At 65.5% G+C, this 22,430-nt stretch carries 13 protein-coding genes; 6 read left to right on the top strand and 7 right to left on the bottom strand.

The window, feature by feature from the left end; all coding sequences use genetic code 11:
• Positions 1-50: 50 nt before the first annotated feature.
• The 3 genes from katG to E5162_RS11585 form a co-directional block, all read right to left on the bottom strand.
• Positions 51-2,252, bottom strand: coding sequence for a catalase/peroxidase HPI (gene katG, locus E5162_RS11595; RefSeq protein ID WP_371872251.1), 2,202 nt, complete (start codon positions 2,250-2,252; stop codon positions 51-53).
• Positions 2,253-2,692: 440 nt separating this feature from the next.
• Positions 2,693-5,167: a zinc-dependent metalloprotease gene (locus tag E5162_RS11590; protein WP_135945416.1), complete on the bottom strand. Its 2,475-nt coding sequence runs from the start codon at positions 5,165-5,167 to the stop codon at positions 2,693-2,695.
• 85 nt (positions 5,168-5,252) lie between these two features.
• On the bottom strand, positions 5,253-5,828 hold the full coding sequence (locus E5162_RS11585; protein WP_135945415.1) for a TetR/AcrR family transcriptional regulator: 576 nt from the start codon (positions 5,826-5,828) through the stop codon (positions 5,253-5,255).
• A 126-nt stretch (positions 5,829-5,954) separates the two neighbouring features.
• On the opposite strand from E5162_RS11585, the gene E5162_RS11580 reads away from it, so the two are divergent.
• From E5162_RS11580 to E5162_RS11570, 3 genes are read left to right on the top strand one after another with little or no spacing between them, the layout of a single operon-like run.
• The gene (locus E5162_RS11580) at positions 5,955-7,145 is read left to right on the top strand and encodes an efflux RND transporter periplasmic adaptor subunit (RefSeq protein ID WP_135945414.1); all 1,191 of its coding nucleotides are present in this window, start codon (positions 5,955-5,957) and stop codon (positions 7,143-7,145) included.
• 59 nt (positions 7,146-7,204) lie between these two features.
• Positions 7,205-10,435 carry an efflux RND transporter permease subunit gene (locus E5162_RS11575; RefSeq protein WP_135945413.1) on the top strand — a complete coding sequence of 1,077 codons (3,231 nt, stop codon included), beginning with the start codon at positions 7,205-7,207 and terminating at the stop codon, positions 10,433-10,435.
• Positions 10,432-11,853: a TolC family protein gene (locus E5162_RS11570; RefSeq protein ID WP_135945412.1), complete on the top strand. Its 1,422-nt coding sequence runs from the start codon at positions 10,432-10,434 to the stop codon at positions 11,851-11,853. The genes E5162_RS11575 and E5162_RS11570 overlap by 4 nt, the downstream gene beginning before the upstream one ends.
• A gap of 81 nt (positions 11,854-11,934) precedes the next feature.
• Here E5162_RS11570 and E5162_RS11565 read toward each other — a convergent pair whose 3' ends face one another.
• Positions 11,935-13,704, bottom strand: coding sequence for a methyl-accepting chemotaxis protein (locus tag E5162_RS11565; RefSeq protein ID WP_158291294.1), 1,770 nt, complete (start codon positions 13,702-13,704; stop codon positions 11,935-11,937).
• A 247-nt stretch (positions 13,705-13,951) separates the two neighbouring features.
• Here E5162_RS11565 and E5162_RS11560 point away from each other — a divergent pair, with 247 nt between their 5' ends.
• Positions 13,952-14,347 carry a hypothetical protein gene (locus E5162_RS11560; protein WP_135945410.1) on the top strand — a complete coding sequence of 132 codons (396 nt, stop codon included), beginning with the start codon at positions 13,952-13,954 and terminating at the stop codon, positions 14,345-14,347.
• A gap of 158 nt (positions 14,348-14,505) precedes the next feature.
• Positions 14,506-15,648 (top strand): sensor histidine kinase, encoded by a 1,143-nt coding sequence (locus tag E5162_RS11555; RefSeq protein WP_158291293.1) that lies wholly within the window; start codon positions 14,506-14,508, stop codon positions 15,646-15,648.
• A gap of 68 nt (positions 15,649-15,716) precedes the next feature.
• Here the strand turns inward: E5162_RS11555 and E5162_RS11550 are convergent, their stop codons facing one another.
• From E5162_RS11550 to E5162_RS11540, 3 genes are all read right to left on the bottom strand, one after another.
• Positions 15,717-17,351 carry an AMP-binding protein gene (locus E5162_RS11550; RefSeq protein WP_135945408.1) on the bottom strand — a complete coding sequence of 545 codons (1,635 nt, stop codon included), beginning with the start codon at positions 17,349-17,351 and terminating at the stop codon, positions 15,717-15,719.
• On the bottom strand, positions 17,348-18,997 hold the full coding sequence (locus E5162_RS11545) for a carboxylesterase/lipase family protein (protein WP_135945407.1): 1,650 nt from the start codon (positions 18,995-18,997) through the stop codon (positions 17,348-17,350). The genes E5162_RS11550 and E5162_RS11545 overlap by 4 nt, the downstream gene beginning before the upstream one ends.
• A gap of 140 nt (positions 18,998-19,137) precedes the next feature.
• Positions 19,138-21,423 (bottom strand): TonB-dependent receptor, encoded by a 2,286-nt coding sequence (locus E5162_RS11540; protein WP_135945406.1) that lies wholly within the window; start codon positions 21,421-21,423, stop codon positions 19,138-19,140.
• Between the two features lie 291 nt (positions 21,424-21,714).
• Here E5162_RS11540 and E5162_RS11535 point away from each other — a divergent pair, with 291 nt between their 5' ends.
• A complete protein-coding gene (locus E5162_RS11535) occupies positions 21,715-22,401 on the top strand; it encodes a TetR/AcrR family transcriptional regulator (protein ID WP_135945405.1) in 687 nt (228 codons plus the stop codon).
• Positions 22,402-22,430: the final 29 nt, after the last annotated feature.

The following is a 22,430-nucleotide window of genomic DNA, read 5'->3' as shown; positions in this document are numbered from 1 at the left end:
GCCGCGCCGAAGCGCAGCCCTTTTCTTCCCATCCTTGACGGGTCGGGCGCCTAGCTCCGGTCGATGTCGAAGCGGTCGGCGTTCATGACCTGCGTCCAGGCCTCGACGAAGTCGTTCACGAAACGCTCTTCGCCGTCTTCATAGGCGTAGACTTCGGCCACGGCCCGCAATTCCGCGTTCGATCCGTAGACCAGGTCGACCTCGGTTGCGGTCCACTTTACCTCGCCGGTATCCCGGTCGATGCCCTCGAACACGTACTCGGCATCGGTCGGGCGCCACTGGGTGGACAGGTCGAGCAGGTTGACGAAGAAGTCGTTCGTCAGCTGGCCAGGCGTATCGGTGAACACGCCGTGCGCGGCTCCGTCCGTGTTCGCGTCGAGCGCCCGCATCCCGCCGACGAGGACCGTCATTTCCGGCACGGTCAGCGACAGCGTGTCGGCGCGTTCCACCATCAGCTCGGACGGGCTGCGCGGCGCGTCCTCGCTGTAATAGTTGCGGAACGGATCGGCGGCCGGTTCCAGATACTCGAAGGAGTCCGGATCGGTCTGCTCCTGGCTGGCATCGGTCCGGCCCGGCGTGAACGGAACCTCGATGTCGTGACCGGCATCGGCGGCGGCCTTCTCGATGGCGGCCGCGCCGCCCAGGACGATCAGGTCGGCCAGCGAGACGCGGACATCGCCGGATTGGCTGTCGTTGAAGTCGCTTTGAATGCCTTCCAGCGTGGAGAGGACCTGTTCGAGTTCGTCCGGATCGTTGACCTCCCAGCTATTCTGGGGATCGAGACGGATGCGCGCGCCGTTCGCGCCGCCGCGCATGTCGGTATCGCGGAAGCTCGACGCCGAGGCCCAGGCGGTCCGCACCAGCTGCGGCACGGTCAGGCCGGAATCGAGGATTTCAGCCTTGAGCGCGTCGATCTCGCTCTCGCCGATCATCGCATAGTCAGCTTGCGGCACCGGATCCTGCCAGATCAGGGACACATCCGGCACGTCGCTGCCGAGATAGCGCGCCTGCGGGCCCATATCGCGGTGGGTCAGCTTGAACCAGGCGCGCGCGAAGGCGTCCTCGAATTGCTCCGGGTTGTCGCGGAAGCGCATGGCGATCTCGCGGAAGCCGGGGTCTTCCTTCAGCGACAGGTCGGTCGTGAACATGATCGGCTGGTGGAAGACGCCCTCCTCGTGCGCATCGGGCACGAATTGCGTGTTCTCACGGTCGGCCGGCACCCATTGCACCGCGCCGGCCGGGCTTTCTTCCTGCACCCATTCGAAGCGGAACAGATTGTCGAGATACTGGTGGGTCCATTGCGCCGGGCTGGAGGTCCACGCGCCTTCAAGGCCGCTGGTCACGGTATCGGCGCCATTGCCGGTGCCGCACTCATTATTCCAGCCGAGGCCCTGGTCCTCGACGCCGTTTGCCGCCGGCTCCGCGCCGACGCACTCATTGGGATCGTGCGCGCCATGGGCCTTGCCGAAGGTGTGGCCGCCGGCGATCAGCGCGACGATTTCCTCGTCATTCATCGCCATGTTGCCGAAGGTTTCGCGAATGCGCGCCGCGGCCGAAACCGGATCGTGGTTCGCGTTCGGTCCTTCCGGGTTGACGTAGATCAGGCCCATCTGCGAGGCCGCGAGCGGGCGTTCGAGCTCGCCGTCGCCGTGGAAGCGCTGGGATGCCATCATCTCCGCTTCCGGACCCCAGTAGACCAGCTCGGCCTGCCAGTCGTCCTCGCGTCCGCCGGCGAAGCCGAGCGTTTCGAAGCCCATGTCCTCCATGGCGACCGTACCGGCCAGCACCATCAGGTCGGCCCAGGAGATCGACGCGCCGTATTTCTGCTTGATCGGCCAGAGCAGGCGGCGTGCCTTGTCCAGATTGGCATTGTCCGGCCAGCTGTTCAGGGGCTCGAAGCGCTGCTGGCCGCCACCGGCCCCGCCGCGCCCGTCATGGGTGCGGTACGTGCCCGCGCTATGCCAGGCCATGCGGATGAAGAAGGGGCCGTAGTGGCCGTAGTCGGCCGGCCACCAGTCCTGCGAGGTCGTCATCGCCTCGCGCAGATCGGCCTTCACCGCCTGCAGGTCCAGGCTTTCGAAGGCCTCGGCATAGTCAAAGTCCGCGCCCAGTGGATTTGAGCGCGTGGTCTCGTTCTGGCGAAGCTGGGTGAGGTCGAGCTGGTCGGGCCACCAGAAGCTGTTCGGGCGGGCTTCGCCCTGGGCCAGCTCCTGATTCATCGACTGGCTGGCGCCGGAGTCGACTTCGGTCATTTCGGCGACTTCAGCCTCGCCGTTGCGTTCCTGAGCCGACGCGCGGGCGCTGCTTGCGCCCGGATCGGAACATCCGGCGGCCGTCAGCGCGAAGCCCGCGACCGACGCGAAAAGAAGGGATTTATGATCGATTTTCATGGGTGTTTTCCTCATCAGACGAGTGGAATGCGCGTCTCGCGCAGGCCAGACATGGTCCGGTACGCCGGACCCGTTAGGCGACTTGCCGAAGCTCAAGGCCTGAAGCACTCGGAGGGGGATCGACCAAACCGGAATTTTATTTTTTACAGCCCTGAGTTTAAGTTAGCGCGCGTTATAGCTATCGGTCAAAGCAATTGGTTCTATGAGAGTGATAGGCGGTGTCTATGGCTGCTCTTGTCCCAGACAAAAGGCGGGCGCCGCGTTCGCGGGCCCGCCTTTCTCGTCCAGCCTGACGGCCAGTGTCAGTGCTGCAGGATGTCCGCGCTGTCGCAGTGGAAGCAGGACTGGGCACCGATCGGGCTTCCCGGAGGAATATCCGTGGCCGGCACGGTGACGGTCCGGCCTTCGTCGATGGCGGTCAGGCCGGACTCGATCATCGCGGTCAGCGCCAGGCGCTGGGAGGACCGGCCCGGGCCGCGCCGGTCCAGCGTGTCTTCCAGACGGGTGAGCCGGCTGCGCGCCAGTGCGGCTGCCATCGGCGTGTCGGAGGCTGCGGTGCGAAGAAGCCCGGCGACGTATTCGCGCTGCACCGCCTCGCGCACGGGGACGAGCCGGCCGGCTTCTCCGCGCGGGACTTCGAACAGGACCGCTTCGACGTCATCGAACACATCTTCTGCAGAAAGCTGGCCCGGATCGCGGGCCGCTTGCCCATCCATGCGCGCAATCCGCGCCGGGTCGAGCATGGCCGTCAGGGTGATCCGCGCCGCCGCGGCCGCAGCGTCTGCCCGGCTGAAGGCCGGATACTGCCCGCTCTCGAACTGCTCGCGCCGCTCGATCGGATCGTAGTCGGCGAAGGGGGAGGGTACGAGCAGGCCGAGCGTGTCATCGGAAATATCCAGCCGCGCCGGGTCAAGGGTCAGCAGAAGGGCGTCGAGCGCCTCGCGCTGGGCCTCGGCCGGAAACGGTGTCATCGCTCCGGCGCCGGAACCGGCCAGCGCATAGGCGAAATTCACTCCGCCCAGAGCCTTGGCCACTGCCTCCACCTGGTAGCGGTGGTAGAGATAGATGGGCGGAAACACGTCTCGCAGCGCACTCAGCGGCTGACCTGCGTCGATCCGGTCGCGTCCGAACCGGGCGAGGGCGGCTTCGCGCACGCGCAGCGTCTCACGCAGCATGGCGGCCGGGTCGGAACCGTTGTCCCACAGATTGGCATAAGGGTGGCCGGTGCTGTTACTGCGCGCATGCGCGTCCGAGATGAATAGAAGCCCGGCCTCGTGGGCGCGGTCCAGCGCGTCCTGCGGCCTCCGGGCACTTTGCGGATCGGCATAGAGCCAGGTGATCGCCAGCCTGTCCCATTCGCCGATGCCGGTATCGTAGGCCTGGCTCGTATCGAACCGGCCCGTCTCGTGGAGCGTGATCAGCGGAGCGGGATAATCCATCACCGAGGCCCGGTCGTTCACGCTGGCAGCAAAATTGTGCATCAGCCCGAGCGTATGGCCGATTTCGTGCGCGGAAAGCTGGCGCACTCGGTCCAGGGCCAGCTCCAGCGGGTCGTCGGCCTGGCCGGTGCCGGTCGCGGCGCGGCCCAGCAGGCCTTCGAAGATCATCCGGTCCTGGCGCACGCGCTGGCTGCCCAGAATGACATGGCCCTTCAGGATCTCGCCGGTCCTGGGGTCGTAGACCGAGGCGCCGTAGGACCAGCCGCGCGTCTGGCGGTGAACCCACTGGATCACGTTGTATCGCGCGTCGAGCGGATGGACCCCCTCGGGCAGAAGCTCGACCCGGAATGCGTCCTCGAATCCGGCATCGGCGAACGCATCCGCCCACCAGTTGCCACCCTCGATCAGCGCGTCGCGGATAATGGGCGGCGCGCCCCGGTCGACATAATAGACAATCGGCTCCGTCACCGGGCCCGACGATGCGTTCGGATCAGCACGATCGAGCCGGTGGCGCATCGCGAAGCCCTGCCGGATCGGCGCGTCGAGCGGGGCCGCCATGTCGTAAACCGCCATTTCGAACGCGCCCGAACGCGGATCGGCCAGGCGCGGCGTATAGCCAGGCTCGGGCAGGGCGAGGAAGGAATGGTGCACGGTCAAGGTTACGTCGTGCGGGGAGGGGGCGGTCGCCGCCACCTCGGGTCCCGGTTCGCCGGCGCTCAGTGTCAGCAGGGCGTCGATCTCGATATTGCGCGGGAAGGCAAGGGCGCTTTCGAACAGCGCCGTACTCCGGGCGGCATCGATCGAAAATTCGCCCTGACCGGTGTCAGACAGCTGTTGCGCCGCACCGATCGGGTCGCGTTCGAGAAACCCGGACAGGTCGATCAAGACCTGTCCGTCGCGCTCGGCCACGATGTCGGTCTGCCAGATGATGGAGCGGGCGAACGAATCGCGCGTCGCCGCAGCTTCGTCCGGACCCGCGCCGATCGCGCGGTAGAGCGTGTTCTCGAACTCGGCAAAGATCGCGTCGCCGACGCGGGTAAAAGCAAGGATGGACGAACCGGTCCCCAGGCCTCGGTCCAGGCCGACCGGATTGGACCCCAGCCCGGAGGTCAGGCGCGCCGTGTAGATGACACGGTCCAGCGTGCCGTCTTCGCCCTCGCTCAGCTCGGCCAGGATGCGCCCCTCGTCGGCATCGACATAGAGCGGGATCAACCCGTCTTGGCGCTCGAGTCCGGCAATCTCGTCTTCGAAGCTCGTAGCCGTGTCATCCTGGGCCCGGGCCGCGGATACTGCGAACGCGATCCAGAATCCGGCCAATATCAATGCGATGCGTGCCATGCCGCTCCCCCTCGCCTGCAAGTCTCAGACTTGTTTAATCACACCACGCTAGCGGCGGCTCGCGGCCGGGAAAAGGCCTGCCGGATTAAAAAGGCTTCAGGCTGTCTTCCAGCATGGCGGCGATACGCTCGATCAGCGCTTCGCGCGGCACCGCGGAAAGGCGGTCGTCCCCGTTCAGCGTCCGGCTGACCGCCAGCCCGAGGCAGGTGGTGCCGAACAGCTGGGCGCGCAGTTCGGCATGGGGCCCGCCGATCAGTTCGGCGACCGGATCGTGAAAGCGCTTCTTGATCGAGGCGCGCACCATATCCCCGGCCGTGGTGGACGAGGCGGAATTCAGCATGATCATCAGATCAAGGATTTTGGAGTCTTTCTTCGCGTTATCCAGCAACATCTCGGCGGCACGGCGCGCCAGGCCCTCGCGCCCGGCCTCGAACATGTCCATCTTGCTTTCGGCCGATCCCAGAACGGTCGCGAACAATTCTTCCTTCGAGCCGAAATAGCGGCAGATCAACGCGGAATCGACGCCGGCGCTCGCCGCGATGTCCCGGATTCCGACATTATCGTAGTTGTCGCGCGCGAATTTCGCGCGTGCGCTTTCCAGAATCCGCGTCCTCGTCGCAGTCGAATTACGGGTCCGAGTGGTCTGGCTTTCGGCGTTCATCACAAAATGTCCATTATCTTGTCATCAGCCGTTGACAACGCTGTGTCAGAGGAGCAGATGTGTCATCCGCCGATGACATTCACAAAAAAACACTAAACGGTTTTCATTTGAAAGGTAGTCCTCCCCATGCCTTTTCGTACAGTTGCGATGTTCGCGCTCCTCGCCGTGAGCGCGCTGATTTCCGCGTGCACACAGGGAAATGCTGCGTCTGAACAGGCGCCTCCCGCACCGACCGTCCAGGTCTCGGAGCCCGTTCAACGCGAGATCGCGGACTGGGACGAGTTCACCGGGCGCTTCGAGTCGCCTCAGCAAGTGGGCATCCGCGCTCGCGTGAGCGGGTATCTGGAAGAGGTCCATGTCGAGGATGGAGCGACCGTTGAAGCCGGTCAGCTCCTCTTCACGCTCGACCAGCGGCCCTATGAGGCGGCCTATGCGGCCGCTCAGGGCCGCGCCGAGCAAGCCCGCGCCCAGCTTCAACAGGCGCGCGCGGACCTCGGCCGTGCAGAGCAATTGCGGGACGCCGATGCCATTTCGCAGGAAGAGCTCGAGCAGGCCCGTACCGCTTCGATTACGGCCCGTGCGGCGCTGGCCGCGGCACAGGCCGACGCCGATGCTGCCGCACTGGATCTGGAGTATACGCAGATCCGCTCGCCGATCGCCGGCCAGCTGTCTGCGCGTCAAGCCGATCCCGGCGACCTGGTTCAGGGCGGATTGGCGTCCGGCGAGCCCCTGATAACGGTCGTTCAGACCGACCCGCTCCATTTCCCGTTCTATGCCTCGGAATCGATCTTCCTGCGCTACCAGCGCCAGGAGGGCACGGGTCTGGGTGCGCCGGTCGAGGTTCGGCTGCAGGACGAGTCCGAATTCAGCCTGTCAGGCGAGATCGGCTTCGTGGACAACGCCGTCCAACCGGGCACAGGCGCGATCTTGATGCGGGCCGAGTTCGATAACGAGAACGGTCTGATCCGGCCCGGAATGCTGGGCACAATACGAGTACGCGGCTCCAGTCCGTACCAGGCCATGCTCGTGCCGCGCACCGCGATCTCCAGCGATGCGACCCGCCGCTTCGTCTTCGTGGTGGATTCAGAAGGGGTGGCCAATTCCAAGCCCGTGACCCTGGGTGCGGTGGTCTCCAATCTTCAGGTGGTCCACGGCCTCTCCCCGGACGACCGTGTGGTCGTCGGCGGGCTTCAGGGGCTAAGGCCCGGCACGCCGGTCCAAGTCCAGCCCGGCGAGATCGCCCTGCAATCTGCGTCCACCGCAGAGCGTTCGAACCTTCAGCCGCGACCGGCAGGAAGTGCCCGCGTCGTCGACTGACGGCACGCCGCCTGCCTGCTTTCGCCGTTTTCATGATTTCATGACCGGAAAGACCGCTCATGCGCTTTACGCATTTCTTTATCGAACGGCCGATCTTCTCCCTGGTGATCGCCGTCTTCATCACGCTGATGGGCGCGTTCGCCTACCCCTCGCTCCCTCTGTCGCAATACCCCGAGATCGCGCCGCCGACCATTTCGGTCCAGGCGAGCTATCCCGGCGCGACCGCTGAGGACCTCGCCGAGCAGGTTGCCGCCCCGCTCGAACAGGAAATCAATGGCGTGGAGGGGATGATCTATCTGACCTCCTCGGCCACCGAGTCCGGCCAGGTCGCCATCACCGTGACGTTCGCGCCGGGCACCGATCTGGATACCGCCCAGGTGCTGGTCCAGAACCGGGTCAATCGCGCCGAGCCGCGCCTGCCTGAACAGGTCCGCCAGCGCGGCGTTCAGGTAAACCAGGAATCCGGCGGCTTCCTGCTCATCGTCGCCCTGACCTCGACGGACGGCTCGCTGGATACCGCCTTCCTCGGCAATTACGCCAGCTCGACCATGCGCGATCAGCTGCTGCGCATCGAGGGCGTCGGCAACGTGCAGGTCTTTGGCGGCGGCAATTATTCGATGCGCGTCTGGATCGATCCGGACCGGGCCGCGGCCAACGACATGACCGCCGGCGACGTGATTGCCGCCTTGCGCAGCCAGAACATCCAGGCGGCGGCCGGCAGTATCGGCCAGCCGCCCTTCGACCAGGCCGATGCGCCCGAGTTCCAGCAGGCCATCCAGGTGCAGGGCCGCCTGATCGAGCCCGACGAATTCGGCGATGTCGTCGTGAAGCGCGGCGAGGACGGCCAGATTACCCGCCTGCGCGATGTCGCCCGGATCGAGCTGGGCGCCGAGGATCACACGATCAGCGGCTATTTCGGTGGCGAGCCCGGGGTTGGCATGGCGATCATCCAGCAACCCGGCGCCAACGCCCTGAATGCGGCAAGTGCAGTGCTCGATGAGGTCGAACGCGCCTCGGCCGATTTCCCCGCCGGCATGGGCTACATGATCCCCTACAATCCGACGGAGTTCGTCGCGGCCTCGGTGGAATCCGTCCAGCGCACGCTGATCGAGGCGGTTTTCCTCGTGGTGCTCGTGATCGTCATCTTCCTGCAGAACTGGCGCGCGGCTTTCATCCCGATCATCGCCATTCCGGTGTCGATCGTCGGCGTGTTCGCGGTCCAGCTCGCGCTTGGATTCTCCATCAATTCGCTGTCTCTCTTCGCCCTTGTTCTGGCCGTCGGCATCGTCGTCGACGACGCCATCATCGTGGTGGAAAACGCCGAGCGCCTGATCCGTGAGGGCCATTCGCCCCGCAAAGCCGCTCACAAATCGATGAGCGAGGTCAGCGGTGCGCTGGTAGCCATGACGCTCGTGCTGGTGTCGGTCTTCGTGCCGACTGCCTTCGTGGCCGGCATTCCGGGCATTTTCTACCGTCAGTTTGCCGTGGCGATCTCAACCGCCGCGATCATCTCGCTCGTGATCTCGCTGACCCTCTCGCCGGCCCTGTGCGCCCTTCTGCTCAAGCCGCACACGCAAAGCTCGACCGGGCCGCGGTGGCTCGCGCCGCTCCGTTTCGGGGCGCGCAAGTTCAACGAGGGGTTCGACTGGCTGTCCAATGCCTATGGCCTGCTTACCGCGCGCCTGGTGCGCATGGTCGTGATCATGCTCGTGGCCTATGCCGGCCTTCTGGCCATCACCGGCTGGCGCCTGACCGACACGCCGACCGGCTTCATTCCCGAGCAGGATCAGGGCTTCCTGATCGGCGTGATCCAGCTGCCGCCCGGTGCGTCCCTCGACCGGACGGACACTGTCATTCGTGCCGCCCAGGACACCCTGCTCCAGACCGAAGGCGTGAGCACGACGGCGGCCTTTGCTGGACTGGACGGGGCCAGCTTCTCGCCGGCGTCGAACGCGGGCACGATCTTCATTCGTCTCGATCCGTTCGAGGAGCGGGAAGGCAATCACGCCCTGTCGGCCACGGCCCTGAGCGGTCAGCTGACCGGCACGATCAACCAGGCGATCCCCGAAGGCGGAGCCTTCATCATCGCGCCCCCGCCCGTCCAGGGCCTGGGCAATGGCGGCGGCTTCAAGATGATGATCCAGGGCCTGGAGGGGCAGAGCTTTGCCGAGCTTCAGGGCGCCGCCTACGCGATGATGGGCGCGGCCGGGCAGAATCCGAACGTGACCCAGGTCTTCACCACCTTCAACACCAACTCTCCGCGCATTCGCGTCGATGTCGACCGCAACCGGGCCTTCCAGCTCGGCGTGGAGCCGGCCGATGTCTACGAGACGCTGGGCGCGTATATGGGCTCGTCCTACGTCAACGACTTCAACTATCAGGGCCGGACCTCGCGCGTCATCGCCCAGGCCGACGCGGAATACCGCGACGATGCGGAGGACATCGCCCAGCTTCGCGTGCGGTCGGCGACCGGCGCCATGGTTCCGATTTCCGCCATTGCCGACATCGTCCAGGATTCCGGGCCGATCCGGGTTGTGCGCCACAACCTCTTCCCCGCGATCGAGCTTCAGGGCTCGACCCCGGCAGGGGTTTCGACAGGCCAGGCTCTGGCCGCGATGGAGGCGATGGCCGATCAGGTCCTGCCACCGGGCATCGGCTATGAATGGACCGAGATCGCCTATCAGCAGAAGGCAGCCGGCAATTCGGGCCTGCTCATCTTTGCCATGGCCGTTGTCTTCGTCTTCCTGGTCCTGGCCGCCCAGTACGAGGCCTTCACCCTGCCGTGGGCGGTGATCTTCATCGTGCCCATGTGCGTTCTCGCCGCGATGCTCGGGATCAACCTTCTCGGGCTGGACAACAACATCCTGACCCAGGTCGGCCTCGTCGTGCTGATCGCGCTTGCCGCAAAGAACGCCATCCTTCTGGTGGAGTTTGCCAAGCAGGCCGAGGAGCGCAACCGACAAGGCCCGCATCAGGCGGCCGTGGAAGGGGCCCGCATCCGCTTGCGGCCCATCCTGATGACCTCGTTCGCCTTCATCCTGGGTGTCACGCCGCTCGCCTTCGCCCACGGGGCGGGCGCGGAAATGCGCGAGGCAATCGGTGTCGCGGTCTTCTCCGGCATGCTCGGCGTGACCTTCTTCGGCCTCATCTTCACCCCGGTATTCTACGTGATCGGGCGCTGGATCTCCGACCGTCTTCCCCGGCCCGCCGAGGCGCCGGGCGAGGATCATGAGGACGAAACCGGCGCACCCTTGAACCCGTCCGCGTCCACGCAAGGAGGACAGTCATGATCCTGCGTTCAATCCTCCTCGCCGCCGCATCGGCGGTCACGCTTTCGGGCTGCCTGACCGCGCCCGAGCCGCCGCAGAGCGAGCTTTCCCTGGCGGAGCGTGCACCCCTGGTCAGCGCGGGCGGGTCGCGCTTTGTCGAGGCCGAACCGGTCGAGCTGTGGTGGCAGCTTTATGAGAGCGAGGCGCTCGACACGCTGGTACGCACTGCGCTGGAGCGCAACCGCACGCTGGCCGAGGTCTCTGCCGAACTCGAACAGGTTCGCGCCAGCCTGGGCGAAGCGCGATCGGCCCGTCTGCCGTCGACGACGACCAGTGCCGAGGCCGGGTATGCGCGGCAGCCGGTGGAGCCTTCAGGCTATGTGGAGGGCGACCGGTACAGCGTCGGCTTCGACACACGCTGGCAGCTCGATCTGTTCGGACGCGTGCGCAACGCCGTCGCCGCCGCGCGCCAGGACGTGCTTGCCGCCGAGGCCGCCTATGATGCGGCCGCCATCCTGGTCGCTGGCGAGACCGCACGCGCCTGGGCGGACTATTGCGCCAGCGACCGCCTGGTCGCGGTGGCCCGGAATAATGTCGAGATCGCCGGCCGGTCGCTTGATCTGACCGAGCGTCTCTACGATGCCGGGCGCGGCCTTCGCCTCGATGTCGTCCAGGCGCAGAGCCGTCTTGAAACCGCGCGTGCCGATCTGCCCTCCTTCCGGGCCTCGCGGGACTCCGCCGTTTTCCGGCTGGCCACCCTGACCGGGCGGACCCCGGCGCAGATGCAGGCCGAGATTCCCGAATGCGAGGGCGTTCCGCGCCTGGAGGGGCCGATTGCGGTCGGCGATGCCGCCAGCCTGCTGGCCCGTCGGCCCGATGTGCGCCAGACCGAGCATGCGCTTGAAGGCGCGGCGGCGCGTGTCGGCGTCGCGACGGCGGAGCTCTACCCGTCCGTGTCGCTGGGCGGCTCGATCGCCAGCACCGCGCTGGACGCCGGTAATCTGGGCAATGACGACACGCTGACGATTTCGGCCGGCCCGCTGATCTCCTGGAGCTTTCCCAACATCGCCGCGACCCGGGCGCGTATCCGCCAGGCCGAGGCCGGCGCCGATGCCGCTCTGGCCCGCTTCGACCAGAGCGTGCTCAACGCGCTGCAGGAGACCGAGACGGCCCTGACGCGCTATGCTGCCGAACGCGAACGGCGAAACTCGCTCGAGGTCGCGCGCGACGCTGCGGCCGAAGCGGCCCGACTGTCGCGCATCCGCTACGAGGCCGGGGCGGAGAGCTTCCTGACCGTGCTGGATAGCGAGCGCACGTTTGCTGATGCGCAGACCGCGCTCGCCCGGTCCGACGCGACCGCTGCCAGCGCCGAGGTGGACGTCTTCATCGCGCTCGGCGGAGCCTGGCCGCGTACGCGCGACGCAGACAGCGAGCGCTAGCCCGCAGCAAAAAAGGCGCGCGAGGCTCTGATGCCCCGCGCGCCTTGTGCCTGCCGGCATCTGGATTAACGGCCGAGACGATCAGGCGGCCCTCAGTCCCGGTTTCTTCAGCGGAAGGATATCGGCGCCTCGATCCTCATCCTCGCCGGTGTCATCGTCATCCTTTTGCGCTTCGCGCAGGAAGTCGGCGATCTGGTTGCGGATGCCCGCGGACCGCTCGGCGACGCTCTGCGCCGTGGCGCTGACCTGAGTGGCGGCGCTGGAGGTGGATTCCGACGCTTCGGTCAGGCCCGAAATCGAGGCCGAGACTGCCTCTGAGCCGGATGCGGCTTCGTTGACATTGCGGCTGATCTCGGTCGTCGCGGCTACCTGCTCCTCAGCCGCAGCGGCCACGGCCGTGGAGACCTCGTTGACCTCGGCCACTACCGTGTCGATCTCGCGCACCGCCTCGGCGGCCTCCGCCGTTCGGCTCTGGATCGCTGCAATCTTGGCCGTTACCTCGCCGGTGGCCTTCTCGGTCTGTTCGGCGAGCAGGCGCACTTCACTTGCAACCACCGCAAAGCCCTTGCCAGCCTCTCCGGCGCGGGCCGCCTCGATTGTGGCGTTCAGCGCCAGCAGCTTGGTCTGCTCGGTGACCGTGGAGATGAGGTCGAGTACGGCGCCGATCTCGCTCGACGAGGTTTCAAGATCGGAGATGCCCGCCATGGCCTCGGCGACCTTCTTCGCCGCCCGGTCTGCAATCTGGGACGTACGCCCGATCTGGTGGCCCACTTCCTTGATCGAGCTGGTCAACTCCTCCGTGGCCGAGGCGACCATCTGGATGTTCGAGCTGGTCTGCTCGGTAGACGCGGAGACGCTGGCACTCTCGCTGGCCGTCTGTTCGGCGGTTGCGGCCATGGAGCTGGCTGTGGCGCGCAATTCCTCCGAAGCGGACGCCAGCGCGGCCACGCTTTCACCGATCTGATCCTCGAATTCGGCGGTCAGTTTTTCCAGGGCCTCGGCCTGTTCCAGCTTGCGGCGGGACTCCCGCTCGCGCCGGGCACGCAGTCTGGCCTGTTCGCGCATATTGGCCTGGAAGATCTCCAGGGCGCTGTTCAGGGCCCCGACCTCGTCCTTGCGATCGGTCTCGGAGATCGCGGTGTCCAGATCGCCTCCCGCGAGGGCCTGGACCCGGCCAATCGCTCGTTTGAGCGGCTGGGCCACGGCCTGGCGCCCGATCAATGCCCCGATGACCAGGCCCCCAATCACGGCGGCCAGTGCGCCGAGGATCAGCGTGATGCGGGTGGTGTCGGCCAGGGCGGCGGCTGCCTCGCTCTCGGTCGTCGCACGCGTATCGAACGCTGCAATCAGGCTAACCACCTCTTCGCGCAGGCTGGCGGCATTGGCGCGCGAGGTGCGGGCTAGAGCGATCAGCTCCTGTTCGGCGCCGGTCCGGTCGATCGAAGTGATCGCATCTGCGGCTGTCACCACCGCTTCCAGCGAGCCGCGATAGGTGTCCAGCTGCCGCTCGATGGAGGTGAGCCGGGCATCGATCTCGTCGGAGGACATGGCGCGTAGCGCATCAAGATTGGCGACCAGCGCTGATCGCGTGGCGGCGATATCCTGCTCGATTTCGCCGGAGCGTGCGGGGTCGGCGGCCAGGCGAAATTCGGCCCGGCTCAGCTCCAGAACATGCTTCTCCAGCTCTGCGCCCAGTAGTGCGGCATCGCCGGCGGCATCTACCTCGTCAACAGCGTGACGCAATGACGTAGCGCCATAAACACCCAGCCCGCCGAGCGCAGCGGCACCCGCGCTCATCAAGGCGACGATGACGAGGACCTTGCCCATCACCGGTAAATTGGAAAGCTGCATCCTCGTATCTCCTGAGTGATATATACAGTCAGTGAACATATTTACTTGATGAGTTAAGGCGGCCTTACACGATTGAATAAAATATGTGATTTCGTCTCGAGTTATGCCGATTATGCGTGTCAAGGGTTGACCGCCGCGGCTCGAGGGGGCGGGCGAGCGGGTGCAACCCTGAAGGGTTCGTGAAACGAAACGCCCTCCCGGGGAGTTGTTCTGGCCAGTTGCCCAGGCGCACAATGGACCGGCAAGCATGGCGCTTCACGATTGGCGTGTTCTCGACGTTGCCACCTTCTTCGGCCAGGTCAGGCAAGACGCGGCGACCTCGGAACAGGTCGACGCAGTCAAACAGATTGCCGCGCTGATCCGCGAGGACACCATTCACCGAATTGCGCTCGACATGGACCATGCCCGGACCGGCTCTACCCAGACCGGTCATATCCCGGACGGTGTCGAAATCGACGCAAGCGGCCTCGCCCGGGAGATGGTGGACGCGGGCCTGACCCGTTTCGCGCTTGTTCACCGTCAGGAGGTGGAACCCTGGTGGCGGGACCTGATTGTCGCGGTCAGCGATCTCGGCGTTTCGACGGGTGAATTTGCACGGGTCAGTGAGGCCGAGCGCTGGCTACAGGCGGATCGACCCCCTTGAGGATGGCGTCGTGGTGCCTCTTGTCTGGAACCGCGGCCGAGCGTGACTTGCGCTCTTGCCTGGCCGCTCTCCCGGAACCGGCGAGCCGGTCGCAAGTTCGATGCCGTCACACGCAGCACCACGGCATTTCGGGCCGCTCCTGAAAGGGGGGAATGGACATGATGAGCCACGATGACATGATCAGGCGCCAACGCGTGCTGGCCGAGTTCGGCGAGTTCGCGGTGGCCTGTGACGATCTCTATGAGGTCCTGGACAAGGCCTGCCGCCTCATATCCGAAGCGCTCGATGCCCCGCTGGCCAAGATCGTCGAGATCGAGCACAGCAATGGTTCGGCGCGCGTCGTGGCCGGTGTCGGCTGGCAAGACGGCGTGGTTGGCGAGGCGACCGTCTCGCTGTCCGACCGCTCTTCAGAAAGCTATGCGATCGAGCACGGCGCGCCTCTGGTGACGCGGGATATTGCCCATGAAACCCGCTTCGTCTTCCCCCACTTCCTGGAGAAGGCGGGCGTCGTCGCCATGGTCAACATCCCAATCTTTCTGCCGGGAAAAAAGCCCTACGGCCTGTTGCAGGTCGACGATACGCGCCCGCGTAATTTCGACGACGTCGACATTGAGTGCCTGAAAACCTACGGCGCAATCCTGGGCCCTGTGATCGACCGCTTGCACAAGGCTCATTCCCTGCGCGACGCCCTCGACAGGAACCGCCGGTTGATGAGCGAGCTGCAGCACAGGGTAAAGAATAATCTGGCAACGCTCGCCGCGCTCGTGCGCGTTCGCGAGCGCCAGACCGACAGCCAGGCTGCCCGGGACGAACTGCGTTTCGTGGCCGACCGGATGGATACGCTGCATCTCGTCCATGAGCGTCTCTATTCCAGCGGAGAGATCGACCGGATCGAGCTTGGTGGTTATCTTCAGAAGCTCCTGGAAAACCTGCTTCAGTTGCAGCGCGACGACGGCAAATCGGTGACCTCGGAGATCGAGGTGGAGGAGGTGGACGTTGCCGCCGACCTCGCGACCCCGCTGGGGCTGATCGTCAACGAGTTCGTCACCAACAGTTTCAAGTACGCCTTCAATGACCGGGCCGGTAGGTTGAACCTGAGCCTGAGCCGGGTCGATGACGGGTATGTCGAGGTCGTTCTCGCCGATAATGGCCCGGGTCTGCAAAAGGCGATGAACGCCACGCCGGTATCGGGCACGGGCATGTCTCTCATCGAAGGTCTGGCGCAACAGCTTGGCGCCACCCCGGACTGGGAATGCGACGCCGAGGGCGCCTGCCTTCGCCTGATCATTCCTCTGCAATGAGACGCGGCGCCAAAGGGAGGAGAGGGCGCTCTCCGGGCTGGCACCGCTCTCATTGCGGACGTTTCAGGTCAGGGCAGGGCGCGTTGCCTGGGGGTCGTGCTCCCGGCCTCGCGTGCCTGGCCATGTTCGGCCCTCAGCCGTACCTTGTCGATCTTGCCGGTCGGCCCGACCGGCATGTCGCGCAGGCGCACGACCTCGTCGGGAATTGACCAGGAGGCGACCTGTCCGCGCAGCGGAGCCAGCAGCGCCTCATCGCTGAGGCCGCTCGCCTTGATCAGCTCGACCAGAAGGACGGGCCGCTCACCCCATTTGGGATCGGGCCGCCCGATTACGGCGGCCTGCGACACATCCGGCAGGGCCGAGACGAGCGCCTCGATCTCGGACGGATTGATCCATTCCCCGCCCGACTTGATGAGGTCCTTGGACCGCCCGGTAATGTAGAGATTGCCGTGAGAGTCGATCCGGGCAAGGTCGCCGGTATCAAACCAGCCATCCTCGTCAGTGGCCGGCTCGGTCTGCCCGAAATAGCGTTCGATCACGGCGGAGCCGCGCACGCGCAGATGACCCTCGCCGTCACGCTGATCGGGCAGAGCGCGCCCGTCCGCATCGGTCAGGAGCAGGTCGATTCCGATGGCTGGACGGCCTGAGCTGGCCGCATCGCGATGCGGATCCGCGGGCGCCGCCGCCGTGCCCAGCGGGGAGAGTTCGGTCATGCCCCATGTGGTCTGCACGACCGCCCCGAGACGGCGTTCGAGCCGGTCCATCAGGGCCGGCGCCATCGGTGCGCCCCCGACCATCACGCGCTCCAGCGAGGGGACGTCCTCGCCGGTCTGTTCGAGATGTTCGACCAGGTCGAGCCAGACGGTGGGAACGCCCACGGCCATCGTAACCTGTTCTGAACGGATGAGGCGGGCCAGGCTCGCCCCGTCCGCTGCGCGTCCCGGCAGGACGAGCTTTGCGCCGACAGCAGGCGCGGCAAAGGGAAGGCCCCACGCATTGGCGTGAAACATGGGCACCACGGTCAGGACCGCGTCGGTCGAGACGATGCCCATCACCTCGGCCTGCAACTGGCGCAGCGTATGAAGATAGCAGGCGCGATGGGTGTAGGTGACGCCTTTCGGGTCTCCGGTCGTGCCCGAGGTGAAGCACAGGCCGGACGGCGCGGATTCGTCGAAATCGCCCCACGCCACCTCTTCGCCGGCTTCGGCGATGACCTGGTCCAGGCTGCCGATCGACAGGTCCGGGCGATCCTCGCTCCGGTCCGGCGGCGCGCCGTCCATGACGAGAAGCTGGGACACCGATTTCGCACGCGCGAGGACCATCTGGGCCAGCGGCGCAAGATCGGCGCTCACGATGAGAATGCGGGCGCCCGACTGGTCCAGCATCGAGGCGAGCCGGGAGGCCGTCAGCCGGGGGTTGAGCGTGTGACAGACCGCGCCCATGCCCATGATGGCGTACCAGGCCTCGACATGGGCCTGGGTGTTCCAGGCGAGCGTCGCGACGCGGTCGCCGAAGCGCACGCCGCGGCCCGCCAGTCCGGCCGAAAGGCGCCTGGCGCGCTCTCTGAGGGCGCCATATCCGGTCCGGCTGCTCACGCTGCTGTCGCCCGCCGTCACGACTTGGGCATCGGGGTGCCATTTGGCGGCGTGGTCGAGGAAGCGGTTCAGGGTCAGCGCATAATGCTGCATGCTGCCGTCGGTCATGAGCAGTCTGCCACCGGCGCGGGCAGGGGCGGCGCGATGACGCCGACATTCCAGTGCCACCCGATATCGGCCGCCCGGCGGCGGCACATCACCGCCTCGTGCAGTTCGAACATGCCGGGCAGCAGATCGGTCCGGCCGCCGCGCGGGGCGTCGTCAAAGAGCATGTAGGCCTCATTCTCGCTATAGGGCGGCCAGGCCGGCTGGCCTTCGGCGGCAGGGTGTCCGTCGCGTGCGAACGACACCCAGTAATCGGTCATCGCATCGGCAAGCGCGGCTTCGTCTGGCGTGTCCGGCGGCGCGGGCCAGTGCTCGGAAAGGCGGTCGAGATTGTCGAACATGTAGGGCAGCTCGCTCGCATGGAAGGCGTGCAGCCCCATCTCCTCGGCGGCCGGGTAGCCGTGGTGATAGTAGTAGTAGTAGGCGGCCTGGCCGATCTCCGACTGATCGCGAGCGAGGCGTTCGGCCGACCAGCCATACATGGCGTCCCGCGTCGTCGCGAGCATGCTTTCCTCGATATCGCTCGGCGGATAGTGCGCCAGGGCGGTTTCGGCCAGCTCGCCATAACCGCGCCGGATCGCGGCCTCATAGGCCTCCTCGTCGGCGGGCGGGGGCGGCATGAGCCGGCGCAGGGAGCGGATTTCGCCTTCGTTGAACCCGGCGATCACTGGGACCGGCGCCTGCTCGCCCCGGTCGAAGATGCTCACGATCTGATCGGGCAGCACCAAGCCGTCCACGGTGCCAGACGCCAGATATCCGGCGCGTCCGGCCGCGTCGACGAGGGTCTCCGCGTCCATCGCGCGCAGATCTGCCACATCCTCCGCACCCAGCGCTTCGGCCAGGGCCACGCCCGCGGTCTCCGCGGCCGGCGCTCCGAAAGCCGCCTCGCTCAGGGACGGCGTGGAGATCGTATAGGCGCTCTGCGCAATCGCCTTGTCGAACAGTCCGCGCGCCAGCGGGGAGGCCATCAGATAGGTCACGCTGAGCGCGCCGGCCGATTCCCCTGCGATCGTGACATTCTGCGGGTCGCCGCCGAACGCCGCGATATTGTCTTCCACCCATTCAAGCGCCGCGATCTGGTCGAGCAGGCCGTAATTGCCGGACACGCCGTCCGGCGACTCGGCGCTCAGCTCGGGATGGGCCAGATATCCGAGCACGCCAAGGCGATAGTTGATGGAGACGAAGACCACGCCGCGCTCGGCATAGGACGCGCCGTCATAGAGGCTCAGGCTGTTCGCGCCGCGTACCAGGGCGCCTCCGTGAATCCAGACGACGACGGGTGCGCCGCTGGCCTCGGCCGGGGCCCAGATGTTGAGGTTCAGGCAGTCCTCGCTCAGGCGCGGCAGCGTGTCGGTGTAGATGCTCTGCGACACCCAGCCCGGCTGCATGCAGCCGGGACCGAACTCCGTCGCGTCATAGGCCTCGTCCCAGGCCGGCATCGCGGTCGGCGGGGCCCAGCGTGCCTCGCCGACCGGGGGTGCGGCGAACGGTATGCCCTTGAAAATCTCCAGCCCGTCCTGCGTGACGCCCCTGACGGGGCCGGCCGGAGCCTCGACGAGCACATGGCCTGAGTCGGATGCGCCCGCACAGGCAGAGCCGAGACAAGCCAGGCCGACCGCGGCACTGGCGCTGCGCAAGAGGCGTATCATGGATGCTTCCTTCGGTTCGTGCCTCGCGGCGGTGCTTTGCTCTGGCCCCCGCCAGGCCGGTCCGTCCAGCCGCTTCGGGAGCGCGGCAGTCGCCGGGACGGACCGGCTTGGCGGGAGAGTGTGATACCAGCGGGCATGGATCAGTAGCGGTAGTTGAGACGGATACCCACGGTGCGCGGGCGCAACGTGCTGGATCGCGCATCCGCAAAGGCTTCCGGGTGGGCGTAGATCAGAGAATCGTCGTCGAACGCGTTCTCGACATAGACCGTGGCGGTCAGGTGATCGCCAAAGAATGCGCCGAGCGTACCGTTCACGCTCTGATAGGACTCGGTGGGAGAGTAGGTCGGCGCCGGCACACCCGGCCGCCCCGGCACGTAGGGGAACTGGTTGGGGAAGCCGTCGACGTGGCGCGCGTTGATCGAGGTGAAGCCCTGAACGGTCGGCGAAAGCGCCCACGAATAGTTCAGATAGATCGAGCCCTGGAATTCGGGGAAGGCAAGCTGCACGCCTTCCACGGCTCCGGAGATGGCCGCTTCCTGAGCGGTCAGGTCGTCAACCTCGCTGTCGTTGAATGACGCGTTAAGACCCAGATTGAGGCCTTCGAACAGAGTTGCATCGACCTCGAACTCAAGGCCTTGGCTGGTCGCTCCGCCGATATTGGTGGCGAACTGGACGGAGTCCGAAACGCGGTTGGCCTGGACCTGGATATTGCTCCATTCGATGTAATAGGCCGCGATATTTGCCCTCAGCCTGCCGTCGAACCAGTTGCCCTTCACGCCGATCTCGTAATTTTCCAGCTCGTCGGATGAGGCCCCGTCCGGGATCACGATGTCGGTGGGATCCACGGTGCTCGCGAGGCCGCCGCGTGCGTTGACCACCGGCGCGCGAAAGCCGGTCGAATAGGTGGCGTACACGGTCATGTTGTCGACCGGGCGGTAGGAGGCGCTGAACTTGTAGGACGGCCCCTCCTCGGTACCCTCCTCGCCGGTGGCTGCAACGTTGGGCGTGACGGTCAGCGGGCCGGAATAGCCGGTCAGTGCTGCGGTCAGATAGTTGCTGGTATAGCCGCTTCCTTCGGCAAAGCCCTGAACATCGAGGGCGCCGTAGCGCAGCCCGCCCGTGAGCCAGAAATTGTCCGAGAAGCGGTAGGTCAGCTCGCCGAAGGCCGCCAGTTCGTGCGAGATGGCATGGGTACTGCTGCGCGAGTAGTATTCGTCAGGAAGCCCGGTCAGCCCGCGTGCATCCAGGAAGTCCTGCGACGAGCGATAGTTGAAATCGACGTCGCGGCGCTTGTAGTAATAGAATGCGCCGGCGACCCAGTCGAACCGTCCGCCCTCTGCTGAGACCAGCCGCATTTCCTGCACGAACGCATCGTCATAGGCCAGCGCGTCGAGTGCGAAGGGCACGGCGCCGCCGAACGTGGCGTCCAGATCGATGATGAATTTTTGGTCGTAGAGCGAGTAGGTGGTCGAACTCGTCAGATTGGCGAAGCCGAAATCATAGTCCAGCGTCGCGTTGTAGGAATCCAGATAGCCGGCGTAAATGTCCGAGCGCCGCGTGCGCCGCGTATCGCGGTCGTCACCAAGATTGGGGTTGATGAGCTGGGAATCCTCCGGCTCGCTCGTCTCGTGCAGCGCCATGAAACGTAGCGAGAGCTCGTCGGTCGGCTCCCACTGGAGGATCGCCCGGCCGCCATAGGCCTCCAGCGTGTTGGCATTCTCCACGCCTGTCCCGATATTCTCGACCCAGCCTTCCTCGTCGCGGTAGAATCCCACGACTCGCAGTGCCAGCTTGTCCTCGACGATCGGCACGTTGACCATGCCGTTATAGCGCTGGCGGAAGGAATCGCCCTCTGTTATGCCGAAATCGACCAGCGTTTCAGCATCGAAATCGTTGAGATCCGGGCTCTTGGTCAGGATGCGGACGGCGCCGGCGAGCGAGCCTGATCCAAACAGCGTGCCTTGCGGGCCGCGCAGGAATTCGACGCGTTCCACATCGAACAGCGTGGAATCGAGCTGGGTGGAGTTGCCGTTGGCCGAGATCGGCAGCTCGTCGATATACACCGCCACGGTATTTTGAAGATTCGCACCGTAGCCGTTGGTTGCGATTCCGCGCACCGAGAAGGTGTTGAAGTTGGCGGTCGGCTTGTTGAGCACCGCACCGGGGGTTTCGAGGGCCAGGCCCTCATACCCGACAATCCCCTTGATCGTGAGCTCTTCTTGAGAAAACGCCGTGACGCTGATCGGGATATCCTGGACATTCATTTCACGGCGGGTGGCGGTCACGACGATGACATCGCTCTGGCCCGTGCGGGCTTGATTGGGAGTGGTGTCGGCTGACGGCTCCGGGGCCTCTTGGGCTAGAACCGGGCATGGCAAAGCGGCAAGTGCGATCACAGACGCGGTCGCGCGCAGTATGGTCTTCATAGCTATTTCCTCCCCTGGGTGGCCGGTCTATGCCGACCTGATCGTTATGAGGAAAGCCTACGCACAAAAGATATTCACTGACAAGCGTGTGAATAAGATTCTAGGTAATTTATTGTTTCGCGCTTGCGGCTCGCACCGGAAGGTCTTGCGACAGGTGTCTCTACAGGGCTTGAATGAATTGTGCGGTGCGGCGCAAGCTCTGGCAAAGCCGGTTGTGCGGTGCGTCGTCAACGCTCTATGACAAGGCTAATACCCTGACACCGAGAGGTGAAGACCAGGAAAGGATTGATCTTGGCGGCAGAGTCCAAACCTCAGCGAAAGCGTCAGACGAAGGCGGAAAAGCGCGCCGAGACCATCGAGCAGATTCTCGATGTGGCCGAGTATCTGTTCTCTCGTCACGGCCTGTATGGCGTTACGTTGAAGGATGTCGCCAAGGGCGTCGGCGTTCATCACACGCTGCTGAACTACTATTTCGCCGACAAGCAGGAGCTCTTCGACGCCGTGTTCGCGCGGCGCGCCGCGGTTACCAGCGAGCGCCGGATGAAGGCGCTCGACGCTTACGACAAGGCGTCTGGAGGCAAGCCCACCGTCGAGGGTGCGCTGCGCGCCTTTCTGGATACCGATCTGGATCTCTATATCGAAGGCGGGGATGGCTGGCGCAATTACGGCGCGCTGAGCGCCCAGATCGCCAATACCCCGCAATGGGGCGCGGAGATGATGGACCAGCATTTCGACCCGGTCGTGCTGCGCCTCATCGAGATTCTTGGCAAGGCGCTCCCGGACGCGTCGAAAGAAGACATCTTCTGGGGCTATCATTTCGTCAGCGGGGCCCTGATGGTCACCCTCGCGCGGACCGGCCGTATCGACAAGCTGTCCGGCGGCTTGTGCAAGTCCGACGACTACGCCGCGGTGAAGGCGCGCATGGCCCGGTTCATGGCCGGCGGCCTTAAGACGATCTGCGATAACCGGCCCGAATAGCGGTCTCGATAAATCTGAAACTCCACGCC

It is taken from the genome of Marinicauda pacifica (assembly GCF_004793635.1).
GTDB classification, from domain to species: domain Bacteria; phylum Pseudomonadota; class Alphaproteobacteria; order Caulobacterales; family Maricaulaceae; genus Marinicauda; species Marinicauda pacifica.
Note: the sequence above shows the minus strand (reverse complement) of the source record. Positions and strands in the feature narration are given on the sequence as shown.

Bases quoted from the DNA above. Each gene is read 5' to 3' on its own strand.
- katG (WP_371872251.1), bottom strand. From the start codon at position 2,252: ATGACCGAAGTCGACTCCGGCGCCAGCCAGTCGATGAATCAGGAGCTG.
- E5162_RS11590 (WP_135945416.1), bottom strand. From the start codon at position 5,167: ATGGCACGCATCGCATTGATATTGGCCGGATTCTGGATCGCGTTCGCA.
- E5162_RS11585 (WP_135945415.1), bottom strand. From the start codon at position 5,828: ATGAACGCCGAAAGCCAGACCACTCGGACCCGTAATTCGACTGCGACG.
- E5162_RS11580 (WP_135945414.1), top strand. From the start codon at position 5,955: ATGCCTTTTCGTACAGTTGCGATGTTCGCGCTCCTCGCCGTGAGCGCG.
- E5162_RS11575 (WP_135945413.1), top strand. From the start codon at position 7,205: ATGCGCTTTACGCATTTCTTTATCGAACGGCCGATCTTCTCCCTGGTG.
- E5162_RS11570 (WP_135945412.1), top strand. From the start codon at position 10,432: ATGATCCTGCGTTCAATCCTCCTCGCCGCCGCATCGGCGGTCACGCTT.
- E5162_RS11565 (WP_158291294.1), bottom strand. From the start codon at position 13,704: ATGCAGCTTTCCAATTTACCGGTGATGGGCAAGGTCCTCGTCATCGTC.
- E5162_RS11560 (WP_135945410.1), top strand. From the start codon at position 13,952: ATGGCGCTTCACGATTGGCGTGTTCTCGACGTTGCCACCTTCTTCGGC.
- E5162_RS11555 (WP_158291293.1), top strand. From the start codon at position 14,506: ATGATGAGCCACGATGACATGATCAGGCGCCAACGCGTGCTGGCCGAG.
- E5162_RS11550 (WP_135945408.1), bottom strand. From the start codon at position 17,351: ATGACCGACGGCAGCATGCAGCATTATGCGCTGACCCTGAACCGCTTC.
- E5162_RS11545 (WP_135945407.1), bottom strand. From the start codon at position 18,997: ATGATACGCCTCTTGCGCAGCGCCAGTGCCGCGGTCGGCCTGGCTTGT.
- E5162_RS11540 (WP_135945406.1), bottom strand. From the start codon at position 21,423: ATGAAGACCATACTGCGCGCGACCGCGTCTGTGATCGCACTTGCCGCT.